16 protein-coding genes and 1 pseudogene are annotated in these 21,936 nt (G+C 59.6%); 8 read left to right on the top strand and 9 right to left on the bottom strand.

What is annotated here, in order from left to right; translation table 11 throughout:
• Nucleotides 1-3 precede the first annotated feature (3 nt).
• From GIW04_RS01645 to rfbB, 6 genes are read right to left on the bottom strand one after another with little or no spacing between them, the layout of a single operon-like run.
• The gene (locus tag GIW04_RS01645; RefSeq protein ID WP_003187711.1) at nt 4-1,389 is read right to left on the bottom strand and encodes a sigma-54-dependent transcriptional regulator; all 1,386 of its coding nucleotides are present in this window, start codon (nt 1,387-1,389) and stop codon (nt 4-6) included.
• A complete protein-coding gene (locus tag GIW04_RS01640; RefSeq protein ID WP_003187712.1) occupies nt 1,386-3,194 on the bottom strand; it encodes a sensor histidine kinase in 1,809 nt (602 codons plus the stop codon). Before GIW04_RS01640 ends, GIW04_RS01645 begins: the two co-directional genes overlap by 4 nt.
• Nucleotides 3,195-3,228: 34 nt before the next feature.
• The gene (rfbD, locus tag GIW04_RS01635; protein WP_169856575.1) at nt 3,229-4,098 is read right to left on the bottom strand and encodes a dTDP-4-dehydrorhamnose reductase; all 870 of its coding nucleotides are present in this window, start codon (nt 4,096-4,098) and stop codon (nt 3,229-3,231) included.
• A gap of 8 nt (nt 4,099-4,106) precedes the next feature.
• Nucleotides 4,107-4,652, bottom strand: coding sequence for a dTDP-4-dehydrorhamnose 3,5-epimerase (gene rfbC / locus GIW04_RS01630; protein WP_120247831.1), 546 nt, complete (start codon nt 4,650-4,652; stop codon nt 4,107-4,109).
• The gene (gene rfbA / locus GIW04_RS01625) at nt 4,649-5,524 is read right to left on the bottom strand and encodes a glucose-1-phosphate thymidylyltransferase RfbA (RefSeq protein ID WP_120247832.1); all 876 of its coding nucleotides are present in this window, start codon (nt 5,522-5,524) and stop codon (nt 4,649-4,651) included. Before rfbA ends, rfbC begins: the two co-directional genes overlap by 4 nt.
• On the bottom strand, nt 5,521-6,603 hold the full coding sequence (rfbB, locus tag GIW04_RS01620) for a dTDP-glucose 4,6-dehydratase (RefSeq protein ID WP_057709549.1): 1,083 nt from the start codon (nt 6,601-6,603) through the stop codon (nt 5,521-5,523). The genes rfbA and rfbB overlap by 4 nt, the downstream gene beginning before the upstream one ends.
• Nucleotides 6,604-6,754: 151 nt before the next feature.
• Here rfbB and GIW04_RS01615 point away from each other — a divergent pair, with 151 nt between their 5' ends.
• From GIW04_RS01615 to GIW04_RS01605, 3 genes are all read left to right on the top strand, one after another.
• The gene (locus tag GIW04_RS01615; protein WP_120247833.1) at nt 6,755-9,664 is read left to right on the top strand and encodes an aminotransferase; all 2,910 of its coding nucleotides are present in this window, start codon (nt 6,755-6,757) and stop codon (nt 9,662-9,664) included.
• A gap of 121 nt (nt 9,665-9,785) precedes the next feature.
• Nucleotides 9,786-10,892 carry an agmatine deiminase gene (gene aguA, locus GIW04_RS01610; protein WP_120247834.1) on the top strand — a complete coding sequence of 369 codons (1,107 nt, stop codon included), beginning with the start codon at nt 9,786-9,788 and terminating at the stop codon, nt 10,890-10,892.
• Nucleotides 10,893-11,127: 235 nt separating this feature from the next.
• Complete coding sequence (locus GIW04_RS01605; protein ID WP_003187725.1) at nt 11,128-11,343, top strand: hypothetical protein; 216 nt, start codon at nt 11,128-11,130, stop codon at nt 11,341-11,343.
• 317 nt (nt 11,344-11,660) lie between these two features.
• Here GIW04_RS01605 and GIW04_RS01600 read toward each other — a convergent pair whose 3' ends face one another.
• Nucleotides 11,661-13,736 (bottom strand): TonB-dependent receptor, encoded by a 2,076-nt coding sequence (locus tag GIW04_RS01600; protein ID WP_057709552.1) that lies wholly within the window; start codon nt 13,734-13,736, stop codon nt 11,661-11,663.
• Nucleotides 13,737-14,144: 408 nt separating this feature from the next.
• On the opposite strand from GIW04_RS01600, the gene GIW04_RS01595 reads away from it, so the two are divergent.
• Nucleotides 14,145-15,461 (top strand): OprD family porin, encoded by a 1,317-nt coding sequence (locus GIW04_RS01595; RefSeq protein WP_034134672.1) that lies wholly within the window; start codon nt 14,145-14,147, stop codon nt 15,459-15,461.
• Nucleotides 15,462-15,577: 116 nt separating this feature from the next.
• On the opposite strand, the gene GIW04_RS01590 is transcribed toward GIW04_RS01595, so the two are convergent.
• Nucleotides 15,578-16,477 carry a LysR substrate-binding domain-containing protein gene (locus tag GIW04_RS01590; RefSeq protein ID WP_120247835.1) on the bottom strand — a complete coding sequence of 300 codons (900 nt, stop codon included), beginning with the start codon at nt 16,475-16,477 and terminating at the stop codon, nt 15,578-15,580.
• Between the two features lie 159 nt (nt 16,478-16,636).
• Here GIW04_RS01590 and GIW04_RS01585 point away from each other — a divergent pair, with 159 nt between their 5' ends.
• From GIW04_RS01585 to GIW04_RS01570, 4 genes are read left to right on the top strand one after another with little or no spacing between them, the layout of a single operon-like run.
• Nucleotides 16,637-18,196, top strand: coding sequence for an MFS transporter (locus tag GIW04_RS01585; RefSeq protein WP_003187730.1), 1,560 nt, complete (start codon nt 16,637-16,639; stop codon nt 18,194-18,196).
• Between the two features lie 8 nt (nt 18,197-18,204).
• Nucleotides 18,205-19,179, top strand: a complete 975-nt coding sequence (locus tag GIW04_RS01580) for an LLM class oxidoreductase (RefSeq protein WP_236301286.1) — start codon at nt 18,205-18,207, stop codon at nt 19,177-19,179.
• Nucleotides 19,172-20,410 carry an MFS transporter gene (locus tag GIW04_RS01575; RefSeq protein WP_232964610.1) on the top strand — a complete coding sequence of 413 codons (1,239 nt, stop codon included), beginning with the start codon at nt 19,172-19,174 and terminating at the stop codon, nt 20,408-20,410. The genes GIW04_RS01580 and GIW04_RS01575 overlap by 8 nt, the downstream gene beginning before the upstream one ends.
• A gap of 17 nt (nt 20,411-20,427) precedes the next feature.
• Nucleotides 20,428-21,618, top strand: coding sequence for an LLM class flavin-dependent oxidoreductase (locus GIW04_RS01570; protein ID WP_003187734.1), 1,191 nt, complete (start codon nt 20,428-20,430; stop codon nt 21,616-21,618).
• A 43-nt stretch (nt 21,619-21,661) separates the two neighbouring features.
• Here the strand turns inward: GIW04_RS01570 and GIW04_RS01565 are convergent.
• Nucleotides 21,662-21,936: pseudogene (locus tag GIW04_RS01565) on the bottom strand (hypothetical protein); the annotation flags it as partial.

The following is a 21,936-nucleotide window of genomic DNA, read 5'->3' as shown; positions in this document are numbered from 1 at the left end:
ATGTCATTCGTCGTCGGCGCTCTGGCTGGCACTGTCGGCGAAGTTCAGGCCGTGTTTGCGCAGTTTGTCATGCAAGGTTTTGCGCGGCACGCCCAAGGCTTCGGCGAGGCTGCGCACGGAGCTGTGGGGGCGGGTCAGTTCGGCGGCGATCAGGCTTTTTTCGAACTGTTCGACTTGCTCGCTCAGGCCTCCTGGCGTGGAGGTCAGCACGCCGGCGGCGGGATGATCCTGGGTGTTGTCCAGGGCCAGCTCCAGGCCGAGGGCGAAACGCTCCGCGGCGTTTTGCAATTCCCGCACATTGCCCGGCCAGCTGTGGCGCAGCAACAGCGCGCGCTGGCCCGGTTGCAGTTCGTGCAAGGGCAGGCCGTGACGGCTGCTGGCCTCGTCGGCGAAGTGCTGGAACAGCATCAGCGCATCTTCACCCCGTTCACGTAGCGGTGGGATGCGCAGCGGCGCCACATTGAGGCGGTAATACAAGTCGGCACGGAAACGGCCCTGGTCAGCGGCCTGGCGCAGGTCTTCCTTGGTGGCGGCGATAATGCGGATATCCAGCGGGATCAGCTGATTGCCACCCAGGCGTTCCACTACGCGCTCCTGTAAAAGACGCAGCAACTTGACCTGTACATCCAGGCTCATGCTTTCAATTTCATCCAGAAACAGCGTGCCGCCATTGGCAAACTCGAACTTGCCGATGCGGCGCTTCTGCGCGCCGGTAAACGCGCCGGGTTCATGGCCGAACAGTTCGCTTTCCACCACCGATTCCGCCAGGGCCCCGGCGTTGATCGCCACAAACGGGCCGCTGCGTCGGCTTGAGAGGTCGTGCAGGGCGCGGGCGACGACCTCCTTGCCCGCCCCGGTTTCGCCGAGGATCAGCACATCGGCCTTGGTTGCGGCCAGCGCACCGATTTGCTCGCGCAGGCGCAACATCTGTGGCGAGTGCCCTACCAGGCGCGTGCTCAGTTGCTGGCGGTCGCTGAGGGCCAGGCGCAGGCTGCGGTTGTCCAGTACCAGCCGGCGCAGGGCCAGGGCACGACGCACGCTGTCGAGCAGCGCGTCACTGGCGAAGGGTTTTTCCAGGAAGTCATAGGCACCGGCACGCATGGCCTGCACCGCCAGCGGTACGTCGCCGTGGCCGGTGATCAGCAGCACCGGCAGGTCGGGGTCCTGGCCGTGCAATTCGGTCAACAGTTCCAGGCCGTCCATGCCGGGCATGCGGATGTCGCTGACCACCACGCCCGGCCAGTCGCGGGACAGGCGTGTGGTGAGCCCGTTGGCTTCGCCCAGGGGCAGGACTTTCAGGCCGGCCAGGTCCAGGGTCTGGCACAGGGCCTGACGCAGGTGTGGATCGTCGTCGATCAATACCACCTGAATCGAGTTGTCGATACTCATACACTGCGGTCCTCGGACGGTTGCAGACTGACGCCCGGCGAGCCGGCACGCAATTTCAAGGTTAACAGCGCGCCGCCTTCCTTGTGGTTGGCAAACGACAGTTCGCCGCCAAAGGCGCGCATCAGGGTGTCGCAGATCGCCAGGCCCAGGCCCAGGCCTTGGGTGCGCGTCTTGGTGGTGTAGAAAGGCTCGCTGGCGCGGCCCAGGGCTTCCATGCAAAAGCCCGGGCCGTTGTCGCGAATATACAAGTTGACGCCTTGGGGCGTGGTTTCGGCACTCAGCCACAGTTTGCGTGGCGGGCCTTTTTCGGTGAGGGCGTCCAGAGCATTGGCCAGCAAGTTACCCAGCACCTGGCGCAGGCGAGTTTCACCTGCCTGCACCCACAAGGTCGCCTCTGGCAGGTCGCGGATCAACTCCACCTCCATCGAACGCCGACGCTTGGCCAGCAATGCCAGGGCGTCGTCGAGCGCCGGTTGCAAAGCCACGCTCTCCGGCGCATGCCGGTCGCGGCGGGCGAATGCGCGCAGGTGGGCGATGATCGAGGCCATGCGCCCGGTCAATTCGCTGATCAGCTTGAGGTTGCCGCGGGCGTCGTTGGTGCGCTCATGGTCGAGTAGGATTTCGGCGTTTTCGGCATAGCTGCGAATCGCCGCCAGTGGCTGATTCAATTCATGGCTGATACTCGCCGACATGGTGCCCAGCGCCGAGAGTTTACCGGCCTGGACCAAGTCGTCCTGGGCGCGCACCAGTTCTTGCTGGGCATGCTCGCGCTCCAGCACTTCCTGTTTCAGGCGCCGGTTCAGGCCCTCCAGGTCGCTGGTACGCTCGGCCACGCGCATCTCCAACTCGCGGCGGGCCTTGGCTTCGAAGGCGATGCGTTCCAGGTAGTGCCGGCGGCGCTGCATCAGCAACCCCAGCAACAGCATCAGCACCAACAACGTGGCGCCGCCTACGGCGACGACCGTGCGCACCGGACGGTTGATCAGCGAGCGCGGCGCGAGGATTTCCACGTTCCAGCCGGTCTCGGCGATGGCCGTGGATTGGCGCAGCCAGGCGCTGCTGCTGAGGCTCAGCGGCTGCGGGTCGCGGGTGGGGTAGGGCTGGATGGCAACGATGGCCTCGCGTTCTTCGGCAGTCAGTGGCCGAGTGGCGCGGAATCGCCATTGCGGGCGTGAGGTGAGGATCACCACGCCGTTATGGTCGGTGACCAACAGTTGTTCCGGGGTATTGCCCCAGAGGCTTTCGGTGTGGTCCAGGTCGACCTTCACCACCAGCACGCCGATGATGGTGTCGCCGTCACGTACCGCGGCAGCGAAGAAGTAGCCGCGCTTGGCCGAGGTGGTGCCCAGGCCGAAGAAGCGCCCCAGGCGCCCTGCCATGGCCTCGCTGAAATACGGACGGAAGGAGAAGTTGCGCCCGACAAAGCTGTCTTGTTTGTCCCAGTTGGACGCGGCGAGGGTCTTGCCGGTGGTGTCCATCAAATACATCACCTCTACCCCGGCCTGGGCGGCGACGTCCTTGAGCAACTGGTTGGCACTGACCAGGTGGGTGCTGACGTGGGGCGCGTCCAATGCGGTGCGCAGGGCCGGCAAGTCACCGAGGATTTGCGGCAGTATTTCGTAGCGATGCAGGGTGCCCAACAAGTTGGCGACGTAGAGGTCGAGGGTCTGGCGGTTTTGCCCGGCCAGCTCGCTGCGGTAATAGCGCTCGGCCAAATGCTCCAGCGGCCACAACAGCGGCGCCAGGCACAGAGCCAGCAGGGCTAGGCTGCGCCAGCGGGGTCTTCGCGCAAGAGGTGGGGTCATGGAAGTCGCGCCTGTGGGTACAGGCGCATTATGCCTAGTGCTGCTGTGCAAGACACTCGTGCAATGCGTCCTGCCACTGTGGCTGGCTGACGTGCCATTGCTGTTGCAGGCGCGTGCAGTCCAGGCGCGAGTTCAGCGGGCGCTTGGCGGGGGTCGGGTAGGCGCTGGAAGGGATCGGTTCCAGCTCGGCGCAGGCCTTGCCTTCGGCGCGCAGTTGCTCGCCAATCGCTTCGGCAAAACCGAACCACGAGGTTTCACCCTGGGCAGTGAGGTGGTAAACGCCCCAATCCCCTGCCTTACCGGCCTGCCACTGCTCGATCAGCACACGGGTGCTGTTGGCGATAGTCCCGGCCCAGGTCGGCGCACCGATCTGGTCGGCCACGATGCGCATCTGCGGTTTTTCCTGCAGCAGGCGCTGCATGGTCAGCAGGAAATTCTTGCCATGGCTCGAATAGACCCAACTGGTACGCAAGATCAGGTACTGGCCACCTACAGCCGCAATCGCCTGCTCACCCGCCAGCTTGCTCTGGCCGTAGACACCCAATGGGTTGGGCGTGTCGTCTTCGGTGTAGGCGGCAGGTTTGCTGCCGTCGAACACGTAGTCGGTCGAGTAATGGATCAGCGGGATACCCAGCGCCTTGGCTTCCTCGGCGAGGATGCCGGGGGCGATGGCATTGATGGCAAACGCAGCGTCCGGTTCGCTCTCGGCCAGATCGACGGCGGTGTGGGCCGCCGCGTTGATGATCAGGCCAGGGCGATGGGCGCGCACTTGTTGGCGGATAAGGTCTGCGTCTGCCAGGTCAAGCTGGTCGCGGCCCAGGACGATAAGTTCGCCCAGGCTCTGGAGCCGCGCCTGCAGCTCCTGGGAGACTTGGCCGTGTTGGCCGGTGATGAGGATTTTCAGAGGCGCCATCACAGAAATAAATCCGCGTCTTTCAGGGTTTTACCGTTTTGATCTTTGGCGGACAGCGTCGGCGTGCCATTGAGCTGCCAATCGATGTTGAGATCCGTATCATCCCAACGGATGCAACGCTCCGCAGACGGCGTGTAGTAGTCCGTGGTCTTGTAGAGGAATTCGGCATAGTCGCTCAGCACGACGAATCCATGGGCAAAGCCTGGTGGAATCCACAACTGGCGGTTATTTTCTGCCGATAGGCGCACGCTGGCCCACTTGCCGAAATGCGGCGAGCTGCGGCGGATATCCACCGCCACGTCCAATACTTCGCCGGCGGTCACACGCACTAGTTTTCCTTGGGCGTGTTCTACCTGGTAGTGAAGTCCTCTCAGCACGCCCTTTTGCGAGCGCGAGTGATTGTCTTGCACAAACTGCAGTTGTAATCCGCTGGCTTTTTCAAACGCGCGCGCATTGAAGCTCTCATAAAAAAAACCGCGCTCATCGCCAAAAACCTTTGGCTCGATGATTAGTACACCGGGCAGTTCAGTGGCGATCACGTTCATTTAGTGTTTCCAGCCAGCATATACAGGTACTGACCATAGCCGGTCTTACCAAAGTATTTGGCGCGTTCCAGCAGATAGTCACGGTCGATCCAGCCGTTTTCATAGGCGATCTCTTCCAGGCAAGCCACTTTCAAGCCTTGGCGATGCTCGATGGTCTGAACGTAGGTCGAGGCTTCCAACAGGCTGTCATGGGTGCCGGTGTCGAGCCAGGCAAAGCCACGGCCGAAGCGTTCAACATGCAGATCGCCGCGCTTGAGGTAAGCATTGTTGACGTCGGTGATCTCCAGTTCGCCACGTGGCGAAGGTTTGACCGCCTTGGCGATCTTGATCACGTCGTTGTCGTAGAAATACAGGCCGGTCACCGCGTAATGAGACTTCGGTTTAGCCGGTTTTTCTTCAATGGTCAGGGCGCGGCCTTCGCTATCGAAGTCAATCACACCGAAACGCTCAGGGTCTTTGACCCAGTAGCCGAACACGGTAGCGCCTGAAGGGCGTTCGGCCGCAGTGCGCAGTTGATCGCCGAAATGCTGGCCGTGGAAGATGTTGTCCCCCAGGATCAAGCACACAGGGTCATCGCCAATGAACTCTTCGCCGATGATAAATGCCTGGGCCAGGCCGTCCGGCGAAGGCTGCTCCGCGTAGCTGAAGCGCACACCAAACTGGCTGCCATCGCCCAGCAGGTTCTGGTATTGCGGCAAGTCCACTGGCGTGGAGATCACCAGAATATCCTTGATCCCGGCCAGCATCAGTACCGAGATCGGGTAGTAAATCATCGGCTTGTCATACACCGGCAACAACTGTTTGGACACGCCCAGGGTAATGGGGTGCAAACGCGTGCCGGAACCGCCGGCCAATACAATTCCCTTCATCATGCGATCAAATCCTTCACGTCAGTATTGCCCAGTCGTTCACCTTGATAACTACCGTCTTGGACCCTGCGGCACCATTCCAGGTTATCGAGGTACCACTGCACGGTTTTGCGCAGGCCGGTCTCGAAGGTTTCTTCCGGGACCCAGCCCAGTTCGCGTTCGATCTTGCTGGCGTCGATGGCGTAGCGTTGGTCGTGGCCTGGGCGATCCTTGACGAAGGTGATCAGGTCGGTGAATTTCTCCACGCCGGCTGGGCGTTGTGGCGCCAGTTCTTCCAGCAGGGCGCAAATGCCACGTACCACGTCGATGTTTTTCTGTTCGTTGTGGCCGCCGATATTGTAGGTCTCGCCCACAACCCCAGTGGTCACCACTTTGAGCAGTGCACGGGCGTGATCCTCGACGAACAGCCAGTCACGCACCTGCAGACCATCGCCATACACCGGCAGTGGCTTGCCCGCCAGGGCGTTGAGAATCACCAGCGGGATCAATTTTTCAGGAAAGTGGAACGGCCCGTAATTGTTCGAGCAGTTGGTCAACAGCACTGGCAGGCCATAGGTGCGCTGCCAGGCGCGTACCAGGTGGTCAGACGCTGCCTTGCTCGCGGAATACGGCGAGCTCGGTGCGTACGGCGTGGTCTCGGTGAAGAGGTCGTCCACGCCGTGCAGGTCGCCATACACCTCGTCAGTGGAGATGTGGTGGAAACGGAACGCGCTTTTTGCCGGCTCTGCCAGCTTCTGCCAATAGGCGCGCGTGGCTTCCAACAGGCTGTAGGTGCCAACGATGTTGGTCTGGATAAAATCCGACGGACCGTCAATGGAGCGGTCCACATGGGACTCGGCCGCCAAGTGCATGATCGCATCAGGTTCGAAGCGTGCGAGTACGCCGCTGACGGTGGCCTGGTCGATGATATCGGCCTGGACAAACTCATAGCGGCTGTTGGACGCGATGCTGGCCAGCGACTCGAGGTTGCCGGCGTAAGTCAGCTTGTCCAGGTTGAGCACTTCATGCTCAGTGTGTTGAATCAAGTGCCGGATCAGGGCCGAGCCAATAAATCCGGCACCGCCGGTGATGAGAATGCGCATGTCGAGGGCCTTTTCCTTAGACGGACATAAAGCGAAAGATGCATAGCTTGAGTTGTGAATCGGGCCGGCGCAAGCGCCGTGAGCATAAGGGGTTGATTATCGCCCCTGAACAATGGCGATATAGACGCCTGAAAAAACAAAGGTCGTCACAATGTCGTTAGCCACGTTGACCCACCGTGCCAGCTTGCCTTGCCCAGAAGTAACCCCCGAGCAAGCAGCATGCCTGCTCGAACGACATTATGGAATGACGGGCAAATTACGCTCATTGGGCAGTCAACAAGACCTCAACTACAGAATTGACAGCACGCAGGGCCGTTTCGTTCTGAAAGTCTGCCGGGGTGACTACGCCGCGGTTGAACTCCAGGCCCAGCACGCGGCCCTCAACAGCCTGGGCACGCACCCCGGCCTGCGCGTGCCCAAGGTCATCCAGACAGTGGAGGGCGAGGAACTGCTGACGGTCAACGTCGACGGCCAAACCCTGCACCTGCGGCTGTTGGACTATATCGACGGCCAACCCCTGACGCATTTGCCCCACCTGAGCCGCACCGTGATCGAAGGCTTTGGTGAGCTGTGCGGGCAAATGAGCCATGCGCTGGCAGGTTTCGAACACCCTGGCCTGGAGCGCACCCTGCAATGGGACCCGCGCCACGCGCAGGCATTGATCAACCACCTGCTGGCAACCTTGCCCGACCTGCCGCAGCGTGCTGCTTTGGAGCAGGTGGCCAGGCAGGTCGAGGCGCATGTCCAGCCGTTGGCGGCACACCTGCCGTGGCAAGCGGTGCACATGGATATCACCGATGACAATGTGGTGTGGCAGCGTGATGCCCAGCGGCACTGGCGTATACAAGGCGTGATCGATTTTGGCGATCTGGTGCGTAGCTGGCGAGTTGCCGACCTGTCGGTGACCTGCGCGGCGCTGTTGCACCATGCCGACGGTGATCCGTTTGCCCTCTTGCCGGCGATCCAGGCCTGCCACGCGGTCACGCCGTTGCAGCGCGAAGAGTTGGAGGTGTTGTGGCCGTTGATCGTCGCCCGCGCGGCAGTGTTGGTGCTCAGCAGTGAGCAGCAGCAATGCCTGGACCCGGATAACGTTTATCTAAAGAAAAACGCCGAACACGAGTGGGAAATCTTCCATATCGCCACGTCGGTGCCCTTTGAACTCATGCAAGCGGCGATTCTGCGCAGCGTCGGTGAAACATTACCGCCCGTCGCCAACCAAGACTTCGCGCCTTTATTGCCAGGCTTGGTGGGGCGCGAGTTCGCCCTGATCGACCTGGGCGTACTCAGCCCGCATTTCGAGGCTGGCAATTGGGAAACTCCCGGCATCGATCGGCGCTTGCTGGATCAAGCGGCGACGGTGGATGGGCTGGCGGCCAGTCGTTATGGGCAATACCGCTTGTCGCGCACCCGCCCCGACAGTGCCCTAGAGCCCGAGACATTACCCCTGCATGTCGAACTGCACCTGCCTCACGGCACGGTTCTGGAAGCACCCTTTGCGGGAACGCTGCGCGAAGGTGCCGACGGCTTGCTGTGCTTGCACGACAGTGAGCTGAGCCTGCGCCTGTGGGGCGTGCGCACGTCACTCAAGCCCGGCGCAACGCTGGTCAAAGGGCAGGTGCTGGGCGAGGTGCAGGCGCCGTTGACTGTGCAGTTATGCCGCGCCGACCTTGAGCCGCCGCTGTTCTGCACACCTTCCCGGGCGTTGGCGTGGCAGGCGTTGTGCCCGTCACCCTCGGCGCTGTTGGGCCTGGCCTGTGATGCTGAGCCCGAACTGGACCCGCAGGCCCTGCTGGCCCGGCGGGATGCCAGCTTTGCCCGCTCCCAGAAGCACTACTACGCCGACCCGCCGCGTATCGAGCGTGGCTGGCGTAACCACCTGATCGATATGCAGGGCCGATCCTACCTCGACATGCTCAACAACGTGGCCGTGCTGGGCCATGGCCACCCGCGCATGGCGGAGGTGGCGGCGCGGCAGTGGTCGTTGCTCAACACCAACTCGCGGTTTCACTATGCGGCAATTGCCGAGTTCTCCGAGCGCTTGCTGGCGTTGGCGCCGGAGGGCATGGACCGGGTGTTCCTGGTCAACAGCGGCACCGAGGCCAATGACCTGGCGATTCGCCTGGCCTGGGCCTACAGCGGCGGGCGCGACATGCTCAGCGTGCTGGAGGCCTACCACGGCTGGTCGGTGGCGGCGGATGCCGTGTCCACCTCGATTGCCGATAACCCCCAGGCCTTGAGCAGCCGCCCGGATTGGGTACACCCGGTGACCGCGCCCAATACTTACCGCGGTGAATTCCGCGGGCCGGACAGCGCGCCGGACTATGTACGAAGTGTTGAGCATAACCTGGCGAAAATCGCCGCGAGCCAGCGTCAATTGGCCGGGTTTATCTGTGAACCGGTGTACGGCAACGCCGGTGGCATCTCCCTGCCAGCGGGTTACCTGCAACAGGTGTATGGCTTGGTGCGTGCCCAGGGGGGCGTGTGCATCGCCGATGAAGTGCAGGTGGGTTACGGCCGCATGGGGCATTTCTTCTGGGGGTTTGAACAGCAGGGTGTGGTGCCTGACATCATTACCATGGCCAAGGGCATGGGCAACGGCCAGCCGTTGGGCGCAGTGATTACCCGCCGAGAGATTGCCGAGGCGCTGGAGGCCGAGGGTTACTTCTTCTCGTCATCGGGAGGCAGCCCGGTCAGTTGCCGGATCGGCATGGCAGTGCTGGACGTGATGGAAGAGGAAAAGCTGTGGGAAAACGCCCAAGTGGTAGGCGGGCATTTCAAGGCACGACTGGAGAAATTGATCGACCGCCACTCACTCGTCGGTGCTGTACACGGTTCGGGATTCTATCTGGGCCTTGAACTGGTGCGTGATCGCCATACCCTCGAACCTGCGACGGCAGAAACCGCCTTGTTGTGTGATCGTCTGCGTGAGTTGGGGATTTTCATGCAGCCTACGGGGGATTACCTGAATATCCTCAAGATCAAGCCGCCGATGGTCACTTCCCGGCGCAGCGTGGATTTCTTTGTCGACATGCTGTCGAAAGTGCTGGATGAGCAACTGTGATTTATCGATGGTTATCGGCTATTTGTTGCAGAACTGAGCACCTATCGTATTTTTAGGCTGTTAAAGCCGATTTTTATCCATTATAAAGTTGCCCTTCACCCCATTCGGAGCCCTGATCGCCATGACCACCTTGCACAGCACACCTCGCGCCGATGGCTTTCACATGCCTGCCGAATGGGCGCCCCAGACTCAGACCTGGATGATCTGGCCCGAGCGCCCAGACAACTGGCGCCTGGGCGGCAAGCCTGCGCAGGCGGCCCATGTGGCGGTGGCCAAGGCCATCGCGCGGTTTGAGCCGGTGACCGTCGCGGTTTCCGCCGGCCAGTACGAAAACGCCCGTGCCCGCCTGGACGTGCCCAATATCCGCGTGGTGGAAATGTCCAATGACGACGCCTGGGTTCGCGACACCGGCCCGACTTTCGTGATCAACGGCAGTGGTGAAGTACGGGGTGTGAACTGGGACTTCAACGCCTGGGGTGGTTTTGACGGCGGCCTGTATTCGCCGTGGAACCGCGATTCCCAGGTGGGAGGCAAGATCCTCGAGATGGAGCGCGCACCGCGTTACCGCACTGAAGGCTTTGTGCTTGAAGGCGGTTCGATTCATGTCGACGGCGAAGGCACACTGATCACCACCGAAGAGTGCCTGTTGAACCGCAACCGCAACCCGCACCTTGATCGTGCGGCCATTGAGGCGGTGCTCAGCGATAACCTAGCTGTGGATAAGATCATCTGGTTGCCGGACGGCCTGTTCAACGACGAAACCGACGGCCATGTGGATAACTTCTGCTGCTACGTGCGTCCGGGCGAAGTGCTGTTGGCCTGGACCGACGACCCGCAAGACCCGAACTACCCACGCTGCCACGCAGCCATGGATGTGCTGCAAAGCAGCACCGATGCCCAGGGTCGCTCGTTCATCGTGCATAAAATGCCGATCCCGGGTCCGCTGTATGCCACTGAGGAGGAATGCGCCGGGGTAGATTTGGTTGATGGCAGCCAGGAGCGTAATCCGACCGTGCGGTTGGCCGGTTCCTACGTCAACTTCCTGATCGTCAACGGCGGCATCATCGCGCCGAGCTTCGATGACCCGTTGGACGACCAGGCCAAGCAAATCCTGCAGAATCTGTTCCCACAGCATGAAGTGGTGATGGTGCCGGGTCGCGAACTGTTACTGGGCGGGGGCAATATCCATTGCCTGACCCAACAGCAGCCCGCCCCGCAGCGAAAGTGAGTGCAGTTGTAACAGCGCCTTGATGGCGTAGGAGCACTGCGCCCTTGCGGTGCTCCCCGCAAGCCCGCGACCCAGCCCGGTCGCGGGCTTTTTCATGCCTGTATGCCAATGAACAGGGCACATTGGCATAGCTCTTGTATCGCTGTGGTTACAGTGGCCCAAGGGGGATGACCGCGCAGTTCTGTCACAAACCTTGAGTAAGTTAGCCGCTCACGCAGCAGGAGAGAGCGCTGAAATGAATGCCGATGTCCACCTGATGAACACGCGTACGTTCCACCCTTTGCGGGTCGACGGTGACGCCATCCATGCGCTGGCCCTCTGGTTGAAGGCAAACGGCTCGCGACAGGTCAGGCAAGCGCCTGACTTGCGCAGCGTGATGAGTGAGCGCTACCCGGTGGGGTTGTTCACGGAGGATGAGGTGCAGGCGTTGTGCGAGGTAATGAGCAACTAAAGAACACCTGAAACCAACTGTGGGAGCTGGCTTGCCTGCGATGGCGGTGGTTCAGTTAAACATTCAGTGACTAGCACACCGCTTTCGCGGGCAAGCCCGCTCCCACAGGGATCTGCGCCAGGCGCTGATGTTGTGGGCACTACCTAACCAGTGTGGGAGCTGGCTTGCCTGCGATGGCGGTGGTTCAGTTAAACATCCAGTGACTGGCACACCGCTTTCGCGGGCAAGCCCGCTCCCACAGGGATCTGCGCCAGGCGCTGATGTTGTGGGCAATGCCTAACCAGTGTGGGGGCTGGCTTTGTTTCACATGAGGCGTGTCAGAAGCTGTAGGTACCGGTGACCACCAGGCTTCGCGGCTCCCCCGGTTGAATCTGCGCCGCACTGGTCGCCGAGGCGTAGTAGTTTTTGTCGGCGATATTGTTCAGCGCTGCCCGCACGTCCCATTCTTTCTGACGGAACCCGGCCAGCGCGTCCCAACGGCCATAACCCGGCAACACCACAGTGTTGAGGTTGTCGGCATAACGATCACCCACCAGGGTCAAACCGGTTTCCGCGTACCAGCCCATCTGGGGTTTCCAGGTGATGAACAGGCTGGCGTTGCGCTTGGCCACGTCGCTGATACGTTTGCCCTCAAAGCCATTGTTGTCCTTCTCGACCTTGGCGTCCTGCAGGCCCACGCCGCCGCGCACATACCAGTTGTCGACGATCTTGCCGGTGGCGGTCAGCTCCACGCCGCGTGAGCGTTGCTCGCCGGTGAGCAGGGTAATGGTGCGGTCCAGCGGGTCGGTGGTGCGGCGGTTGTAGAGCTCCAGTTCGTACACGGCCAGGGTGGTGCTCAGGCGCTCGTCGAACCAGTCGCTCTTCACGCCGATTTCCTTTTGCTTGGTCAGTTCCGGGCTCAGGTCGTTGGCGTTGCCGGTGGCGTTCGGCGTGATGCCGATCAGGCCGCCGCCGGCTGGCGAGAAGGTCTTGCTCCACGAGGCATAGAACGAGTGGTGTTCCAGGGGCGTCCACACCAGGCCGACCCGCGGGCTGGTGCTGTGGCTTTTCACGTTCTGTTGGATGTCGAGCAGCTTGTTGGTGGTGTCCACTTCGAAACGGTCGTAACGCAGCCCGCCCAGCAGTTGCCACTGGTCGTTCAGGCGCAGTTGGTCCTGCACATACAGGGCGCGGCTTTCGACTTCGGTGTGGTTGTTACTCGACAGTCGCATGCTCCCGGTGTGGCTCAGGCGGCGATTAGGCTGGTTGAGGTCCAGGCTCGGCACTGTTCTGCCATCCCGAGCGGAGTACAGCTTCGGATCGCGGCGCTGGCTGCCCAGCTCAATACCGGTGAGCAGGCGGTGTTCCAGGCCAAAGGTGTCGAAACCGCCTTCCAGCTCCAGGTTGTTGAACACGTTGCGGGTGGTCAGGTCCTGCTGCCAGTGTTGGCGGGTGACGCTGTTGGTTTTCGGCTCGTAACCGGTCTGGTAGGTATTGTCGAAATCACTGTCGAGCTTGAACACGCCGAGGGTATGGCGCAGTTGCCAGTCGGCATTGAGCTCGTAGGCGAGTTTGGAACGCAGGGACTGGGACTTATCGTCGATGTAATCGCCGTGATCAAAGTAAGTGGTGCTGCGGCTCACATCCGCCGGGCGCCCGTTGACGCCCGGAATGCCACGGTCTGGGGTGCGGTTGTAGCGGCTGTATTCGTATTGCACCAGCCAGTTCAGCTCTGGAGTGAGCTGCCAGCTCATCGATGGCGCGAACAACTGGCGGTTGCCGCTGACGCCATCGCGAAAGCTGTTGTTGTCCTGGTTGCCCATGTTCAGGCGCAGGCTGATGTTGTCGGTGGGGTCGGTGCTCAGGTCGGCATACAGGCTGCGCAAATCGTTGCTGCCGCCTTGGGCTTCGATACTGGACTTTTGCCCTGGGGTGGGCATTTTGCTCACCCGGTTGACGATCCCGCCCTGGCCGCCTCGCCCGTAAAGCACGGCGGCCGGCCCCTTGAGCACTTCGATACGCTCGATGTTATGCAGGTCGCGCACGTACTGGCTGTCGTCGCGAATGCCATCCAGATAGAAGTCATTGCTGGCGTCGAAGCCGCGTATGCGCAGGCTGTCAAAGCGTGTATCGGCGCCGCTGCTGACGTTGGGGATACCGCTCAAGGCCTGGCCCAGGTCGTTGGTGCCATAGGAGCGCAGGCTTTCGGTTTTGACTGAGTCGATCGCCTGGGGCACATAGCGAACGGCCGTCGCGGTACGTGTGGCGGTGCTGGTTTCCTTGACCCGTGGGTCGTCTTCGTCTGCTTCCACACTGATCGAGGTTTCAGGCAAGACTGTGGCCGCACCGGCAAAACCGGCAGACAGCAGAACAGAGAGCCCAAGGGAGAGGGGCGTCAGGCGAGGGGCAGGCATGGGAGTGTATCCAAATGACGTGGCAGGAAAATTGTGCGCGAATGGTAATGCTTTGCATTTGCGCGCGTTATCTATTCCCTAATGCCTACCCTGTAGGATTTGTTACTTAATGTGTTTCGAGGGGGTTTCAAGGCGCTTTTCAGGCTTTCATCCCCGCGCCTTCGCTCGCCGCTTAGACGAATATCGCCTAAATACAGACGATTCACGAAATTGACACATAGTTCAACGCCCGCATAGGATTGCGCCCAACGCCTGTGGCTAACCACCATGACTAATCCAATAAAAAAAGGCCCGCGGCAGTTCAGTCGTCCGCGGGCCTTCTTTTTGCCGGCAAAGTCGACACCAGAAAAAGCAATAGGAGCCTGGTGTCACAGCGCGTACTCAACCCGTAATAAGGAATATAAGAAAATGTTGAAGCAACGGATGAGTCTGATCGCTCTGGGGATTTTGAGCGCATCGACAGCAATGGCAAACGACCAGGAGCAATCCAAGGGGTTTGTTGAAGACAGCCACCTGAACATCGCAGCACGTAACGCCTACATCAGCCGTGACAAAAAAAATGGCGAGAAGGACAAGGCTGAATGGGGCCAAGGCTTCATCGGCAAGTTCGAGTCCGGCTTCACCCAAGGCACCGTGGGTGTGGGTGTGGATGTGATTGGCCAATACGCTATCCGCCTGGACGGTGGTAAAGGTCGCGCTGGCGCCGGCGGCATCGACTTCTTCAAGCAGGGCAACGGCACTGTTGATGAGAACGGCCAGCGAAACCCAGGCTCGGCACCACACGACCTGGCCAAAGGCGGCGCTGCCGTGAAGTTCCGCGTTTCCAACACTGTACTCAAGTACGGTGATCAGTTCCCGGCTGTGCCTGTGCTGCAGTACGACAACTCTCGTCTGTTGTCGGAAACCTACACCGGTACTTCGATCGTCTCTAAAGAGATCGCCGGTCTGCAACTGGACGCGGGTCATTTCACCAAAGAAGCGCGCAAGAGCATGGAAGGCACCGACAGCGGCCGCCTGAAAAGCATCGACTACATTGGTGGTAGCTACAAATTCACCGAAAGCCTGTCGGCTGCCCTGTACGCCTCCGACATGCAGGACGTGCTGAAGAAGCAGTACGTCAACGTCAACTACGTGCTGGCCCTGCCAGAGAAGCAGTCGCTGACGTTTGACTTCAACGGCTACAAAACCAAGCTGGACCGCAGCTTCGCCCTGGAAAACCAAGGTGATGCGGACGCTCGCGACAACAAGATCTGGAGCCTGGGCGCTACTTGGGCCGTTGGCGCGCACAGCTTCACCCTCGCTCACCAGCGCAGCACCGGTGACACCGGCTACCTGTACGGCGGCTACCGCAACGCTGGCGGCATCGGCGACGGCGGCAATACCATCTTGCTGGCCAACTCCTACTGGTCCGACTTCAACGGCAAGGACGAGCGCTCCTGGCAAGCAGGTTACGGCATCGATTTCGCCACCTTCGGCGTACCGGGCCTGACCTACAACATTGCCTACGTGCGCGGTACCAACATCGACGACGGCAGCGGCCGTGGCGATGGTACCGAGCGTGAAATCTGGAACCAGTTCAAGTACGTGGTACAGAGCGGACCAGCCAAAGACCTGAGCCTGCGTGCTCGCGCCTCGTGGTTGCGCGTTTCCGACAACGCCAGCGGGTACAACACAGGCGGTAACGAAATCCGTCTGTTCGCCGACTACCCGATCAACGTTTTCTAATTGATCGAATGTCGTGCCTGATGCCAGGCAATAAAAAACCCCGACTGGTTCGGGGTTTTTTTTATTGCGCGCCGGCTAAGCGGGTGACCTGGAGGTGCACATACGCCACCTGCTTATTATTCGTTCAAAGCGCTGTTAAATAGCTGACTGTGCATAAAGTCTATGAAGACTCGCAGCCTCAGTGAAAGGTGTTTGCTGGAAGGCCATACAAGCCGAAAGACTCCGGTATGAACCGTATAGTCCGTCAGCACTTGCACCAATTCGCCGTTCTTGATGGATTGGGTCGTCATGAAATCAGGCAGGCAGGCAACGCCCAAACCTGAACGAGCCACATCGACAATCACTTCAGTCGTGTTGCACACCATTGTTTGAGGCAGCTCGAAATCCGGCTCTCCAGCCGCAACGCGTAAAGGCCAAGGTTCCACTTTTCCCGTCGAAGGAAACTTGTGCAGCAGGCATGAATGCATGGCCAGATCCGCTGGGCGTTTGGGTACTCCATACGCTGCGAGATAGGCTGCAGACGCCACAATCTGCAGCTGGAAGCCCCCCAGCCGTTTAGAAATCAGCCGCGAATCAGTGGGCTCGCCTGTGCGTAACACGGCGTCAAAACCTTCCTCGATAACGTCGACCATGCGATCAGAAAAGTCGATGTCGAGTTCTATTTCCGGGTAGGTGCGCATGAACTCAATGATTGCCGGCATGACGAGGCCGCTGACGAGAGGCAGGCTGATTCGCAATTTGCCCCTCGGTTTTTCACGTGCGTTGCTCAGCTCCATTTCTGCAGCTTCAAGCTCTGAAAGTATTCGTCGACAGCGTTCAAGAAACAGTGAGCCTTCCAGCGTCAGGGCGATGCTTCGCGTGTTGCGCTGGAAAAGACGTACCCCGAGCCTGTCCTCCAGCCGACCGATACTTTTACCGACGCCCGACGAAGAGATGCCCAATCGTTTCCCTGCCTGGGTAAAGCTTCGAGTCTCAGCCACCAATACAAATAATGAAATGCTGCCAAGCGACTCCAACGGATGGCCCTCACTGCGGACACAAGAGTCCGATATGTTCGGATTATAGGCCTGTTTTTGTTTGGAGACGCAAGCCCTAACCTTTGGATGGGCCGATCACCGCAGACAACTGTGCGCGAAGGACCGACACCTGCGCATATCAATGAAGGAACCATTCAGATGAACTCAACACACAGCGCTCAGACGGCTCCCCCGTTATTGAAGTGGCTGCAGCTTTTCGCAGCTTGCCTCACAGGCGTACTCATTCCGCTTTGCTTTACCGGGCCAGCCGTAGTGCTCTCTTCCATCAGTGCTGCCATGGGTGGATCTGCTGTAGAGCTCAGTTGGGTGGTCAACGCTTATATCCTTACTTATGGCAGCGCCATGATGGCGGCGGGGAGCCTGACGGATATCTATGGACGCAAGCGGGTATGGCTGATTGGCCTGGTCATCTTCGTGTTGTCTACCGTCGCTATTCCCTTTTCTTCGACTGTTTTGCAGATCGACATCCTGCGCCTTGTGCAGGGGTTGGGCGGAGCAGCGGCGTTCGCTGGCGCCATGTCGTCATTGGCCCAGGTGTTCCACGGCGCAGAGCGCACCAAAGTATTCAGTCTGCTCGGTACGACGTTCGGCATTGGGCTAGCCTTCGGCCCGCTGGCCGCGGGAGTATTAGTCGACTCGGCAGGTTGGAAGTGGACGTTCCATGCTACTGCATTGATAGGCATCGCGGGCTTCGTGCTCGTGTGCGTGAGTGCGACGGACTCTAAAGATCCGGCTAACAACGGTATGGATTGGCCGGGAGCTCTGAGCTTTACGGCCGCATTGACGTTGTTTACCTATGGCGTCCTTCTCGCGCCAGAGGATGGTTGGGCCAGTCCCATCGTGTTGGGCTGTGTCGCTGGCGCGATCGTTCTGTTCATGATCTTCGTGGCGATTGAGCGTCGTGTCAGTAGCCCGATGCTCGACCTTTCATTGTTCAAACAAGCCAAATTCGTAGGCGTGCAGATTCTTGCAGCCAGCCCGGCGTTCTTTTTTGTCGTGCTCATTATCATGCTGCCGGCACGATTTATCGGGGTCGATGGACTCAGTGCCCTGCAAACCGGAAAAATGATGATTGCGTTGGCTGCACCGTTGTTGTTTGTACCGTTTCTAGCGGCCCAGCTCGCGCGTCACTACACCTCAGGGATGCTCTCGGCAGTCGGGCTGGTGTTGGTGGCTGCCGGGCTGTTCTGGCTGGGTGTTGTGCTGGATAGCGGCGCCAGCAATGCAGTGATGCCCATGGCGCTGATCGGTATCGGCATTGGCCTGCCTTGGGGGTTGATGGATGGGATGGCCGTCAGCGTGGTGGAGAAAGAACGTGCGGGAATGGCGACTGGCATTTTCAACGCTGTTCGTGTGTCCGCCGACGGAATAGCGATCGCCATCGCTGGTGCGTTGCTGGCGACGTTTATTCAATGGGGGCTGTTCGACGCCGCTACCCATTTTGCTGTGGATCAGATTATGGGAGCCTCCAGCCGGGCAGCGCTCGGCGATCTGCACAGCGCAGGTAATCAGCTGCCAGGGCAGTCGGAGCTGTTGCGCCTCGAGTATGCGAAAGGGTTTCGGCACCTGCTGTTCATCCTTGGGGCTGGGAGCGTGCTGACGGCCATTGCTGTGTACGCAACACTGGGTCGAGTCAGCGCGCATGATCATCAGCCGGCGGAAGCAGTCCGCCCGGTGATCGTGGGTGACGGCGAATGATTGGCCAGATGCAAACGAGCGACGACTCCAATCGAACTCACCCTGCGTTTTCACGTGTGTTTGCGCCTGGCCATCTTACGTTTGGGCTGATCGCGCCGCTGGAAGGGTATCCCGATCGCATGGCACCCACCATGCAGGATCATGTCGATCTGGCGCGCCAAGCCGACATCGCGGGTTTCTCCGCGATATGGCTGCGCGACGTGCCCTTGCTGGACCCGGAGTTCGGGGACGCGGGGCAGATGTTCGATCCGCTGGTGTACGCCGCTCACTTAGGCGTGGTTACTCAACGTATCTGCATCGGCACTGCCGGCGTGGTGTTGACGTTGCGCGATCCCTTGATGGTTGCCAAGCAAGCCGCGACCCTTGATGTGTTACTGCAGGGGCGCTTTCTGCTTGGGCTCTCAACGGGTGATCGGCCCAGCGAATACCCAGCGTTCAGCCGGGAGTTCGACAATCGTGCAGAGCGTTTCAGGGAGGGTTGCGAAGTGCTGCGTATAGCGACCCAACAGGCGTTTCCCACGTACGAGTTTTGCCACTATGGCAGGCTCGACGGCACCCTGGATTTGCTTCCAAAGCCCTGGTCTACGGCAATGCCGATGCTTGCCGTTGGCCGTTGTGGTCAAGACATGAAGTGGTTGGCGTCGAATATGGATGGATGGCTCTGGCACCAGAGTGACTTTGGCAGCCTGCCCAATTTGATTGAGCAGTGGAGGTCTTGTTCTGCGCCAGGAACGTTCAAGCCATATGGTTATGCGACATTCTTCAATCTGGAAGAAAATCCCGACGCTCCGTTGAAGGTGGGGCGAGGCATAAGCACCGGACGCAATGCGCTTATTGATTTGTGGGAGCGACAACAAGCGCAAGGTGTTTCACATGTCGCATTGAACCTGAAGCCGTTACGTCGCCCTGCCAAAGATGTCTTACAGGAGCTAGCAGAATATGTGCTGCCGCATTTTCCAGCCCAGGGAGCAAACCTTGTCTGAACAAAACGCGCCGTCAGCTCAGGACTTGTTGAATCAAAGCATGGTTGTCCCACGCAGTCCGCTACGTATGTGGCTGGCAGGTTGGATGGTGGTGTCGGTGTTTATTCTGTCCAATACCGCGACCCCGCTCTATGTCGTGTGGCAGGGGCAACTCGGGTTTGCATCTTCGACCCTCACGTTAATATTCGCGGCCTATATTCTGGGGCTATTGCTCAGTTTGCTGGTTGCCGGGCAAGTCTCTGACCGCTACGGGCGCAGGGTGGTACTCCTGCCGGGCCTGGTCTGCGCGATGTCGGCTGCATGGTTATTCAAGTCCGCCGAATCGGTGGAGAGTTTGCTGTTCGCAAGGCTGCTTACAGGTATTGCCGTAGGGATCATTGTCTCGGCGGGGATGGCAAGTGTGGTGGATCAAGGAGGTCTACCGCGGCGAAGGTTATCTTCGCTAGTGGCCTCGATGTCAATGGTGCTGGGAGCAGGTCTCGGGCCCTTGCTGGCTGGCAGCTTTGCCACGTTTGCAAGTCAGCCGATCGAAAAGGTGTTTACCTTGGAGCTAGGGATACTTGCACTCGCTTTCCTGATCGCCTGGACGATGCCAGACGAAGCCAATAAGGCCCTGCCACGAGGCCATGCGAAATGGAGGTTCCCTTCGGTCGAGCGACATCATCGCCTTCACATACTGTTAGGAATCGCGCTGTTCGGTCCTGGCATTACAGCGACCTCATTTGTCTTGTCGTTAGGGCCATCGCTATTGGCAAGTCTGCTTAACATCAAGACGCCGCTGATGGCAGGAGCCACTGCGTTTCTAATGTTCATCTCGGCTTTCGTCGTCCAGATGGCGCTGCGCCGACGCACTGTGGAAAATATCTTCTATTTCAGTGCCACTGCGACCTTCTTCTCGATGCTGGGTATCTGCACTGCGATAGCAATTTCCTCTCCCGTCGTCCTGATTATCGCCGCCTTGCTAGCGGGTGCGGGTCAGGGGCTGGGGCAGTTGGGAGGATTGACGTTAATCGCGTTAAGGATATCGGACAACAAGCGAGCGCAGGCTAACGCATTGCTCAATATGGGGGGCTATGTCCCTGCAGGTCTGCTGCCTGTAGCAACAGGTTTCCTGATCGATCGAACTGACTTGGCCTTCGGCGCTTATACGCTGGCGGGTCTGCTCGCTAGCTGTGCCCTGCTCGCCGCCTGGTTTGTTGCGAGAAATAAGCAAGAAGTTCACCACTACTGACGACCTGGGAGGTCATCATGCGCACGACAAAGTCCACCCCTGTAAAACCTAATCCAATGCGTGTCAGTCGTAACAAGATGCAACTAGGGGTATTTTCTACGAACACCGAGGGCGGCTGTACGGTGACGAATGCGCCCGAGCGGATTCGCGGGGATGACTGGGCGGGCAATCTGGAAATTGCAAAAGACGCGGACCGGGCAGGGTTTGAAGCGTTCATTCCGGTAGGCCGTTGGAAAGGCTTTGGTGGTGCCAACAACACCGGTGGCGTGTGTTACGAAACTTACACTTGGGCGGCGGGCATTGCCGCATTGACCGATCAGATCGCAGTGTTCACCACCTCGCACTTACCCACTGTGCACCCTCTGTTTGCCGCCAAACAGGCGGTTACGATTGACCACATCAGCGGCGGACGATTTGGCCTGAATATTTTGTGTGGCTGGTACGGCGCTGAGATGAGGATGTTCAGCGGTCACATGATGGAACACGACAAGCGATATGACTACGCTGAGGAATGGTTGCACATCGCGCAGAACGCCTGGCAGCAGCAGACGCCTTTTGATTTCAAAGGTGAGTACTTCACGATCTGCGACGCGATCTCTCAGCCACAGCCACTCAACAAGCCTTACCTTATCAACGCTGGCGGCTCCCCACGTGGAAAAAGGTTTTGTGCAGAACATTGTGATGCGGCGTTCTTGATCATCAAGCATTTGGATGGCGAAGCGGCGGTGCGTGAACAGATCGCGTCCTACAAGGATCTGGCCAAAAATGAGTTCGGCAGAGACCTCAAGATCTGGTGCTATGGCTACGTTGTTCAAAAAGACACTCAGGAAGAAGCTGAGGCGTACCTGGATTATTACGCCAACCAAATGGGCGACGATGAAGGATGTGACATCATCACGACCGAGTTGGGCATTCAGACCGGGATTTTCACTCCCGAGGATGCGGTTCGGTTCCGTTTCCACTTCAAGGCCGGTTTTGCCGGCGTACCGTTAGTGGGCACGCCAGAACAGATTGTAGAGCTCTTCAAGAAATATTCAGACTGGGGCATTGATGGCATCGCTCTCACCTGGTTGGACTACCACCAAGGCATCAAGGACTTCGTAGCGGGCGTTCAACCGCTCATGGAAGCGGCAGGTTTGCGCGAGCCGTTCCTCAGTGATGCATCGCCCGTGCTCAACGAGGCGCGCGAAGCTGTGGAAATGGTGTGATCGCTGGCCCCCAGGCGAATGCACCTGGGGGCCCAACTCCCGTTTAGAGCTCCAACATTTTCTGCGGATTGGCAAGGGTCACCTGCACGCGGCGAGCGTTATCCAGCTCAAACGTGTCAAACCACCGCTGGCTTTGTTCGAGCCAGTCGTTGACGTCCATCTGGCTCGTTTGGCCCAAATCTGAGCTGTAGAGTAAGCGTCCAGCCCGCCCACCTTCTCCTCGAGCACCCCTGCCCGCATCCTCTGTATTTTTCAGCAGGGGATTCACATGGAAACGATGCACGCGCGGCGCGAGTCCTGGGCCAGGCATGTCCAGGC

This window comes from Pseudomonas sp. PA-4-8C (assembly GCF_021606625.1).
Classification (GTDB): domain Bacteria; phylum Pseudomonadota; class Gammaproteobacteria; order Pseudomonadales; family Pseudomonadaceae; genus Aquipseudomonas; species Aquipseudomonas lactis.
Note: the sequence above shows the minus strand (reverse complement) of the source record. Positions and strands in the feature narration are given on the sequence as shown.